The sequence below is a fragment of the Haloarcula sp. Atlit-120R genome, assembly GCF_003665885.1.
GTDB classification, from domain to species: domain Archaea; phylum Halobacteriota; class Halobacteria; order Halobacteriales; family Haloarculaceae; genus Haloarcula; species Haloarcula taiwanensis.
In genome coordinates this window covers 1-564 of the sequence record NZ_QPLN01000046.1, presented here as the reverse complement: position 1 = coordinate 564, position 564 = coordinate 1, and the positions used below count along the sequence as shown (strand labels likewise).

Sequence of the window (564 nt, the reverse complement as noted above, 5' to 3'; positions counted from 1 at the left end):
AGCGACATTTCAATAGCGTTTTTCAATTGGTTTGGGTTCTCGGGTTCAAACAAGTATCCCGTTTCACCATTATCTATTAATTCTGGAATTCCACCAATCTTTGATCCAATTACGGGAGTTCCATAGGCAAAGCTTTCGTAGATCACCATCGGAGAATTATCATACCATCTTGAAGGAACAACTGTAAGATCCGCTTCCAAATACATCTGTTTCAATTCATCTTCAGGTACAAATCCGTGAATGTGAATATTTTCTAAGTCTGAGGCCATCAATTCAAGTTTAGACTTTTGGGGTCCCTTCCCCAGAATATGTACCTCAATATCTTCTGACTCAAAGTCAGCAACTGCTTCTACTAATACATCAACTCCTTTAGAATAAGTTAACTGCCCCACATATAAGATCTGTCTCTTCTTAGAATTTCCACCGCCACATTCACCACCATTTGTCTCTTTTTGAGTTTCAGCAGATATCCCTAAAGGAAGTCGCTTACAAGGCACATTCTCAAACATGCCAGATGAGTTGTATTTGGATATTACAAACTGAGATGGTGAGAGAATAATCTCC

At 39.0% G+C, this 564-nt stretch carries 1 protein-coding gene; it reads right to left on the bottom strand.

The genetic code is table 11. The annotated features are described in order from the left end of the window. A partial coding sequence (locus tag DVK01_RS21145) for a glycosyltransferase (protein ID WP_147435231.1) occupies nucleotides 1–564 on the bottom strand: 564 nt, incomplete at both ends.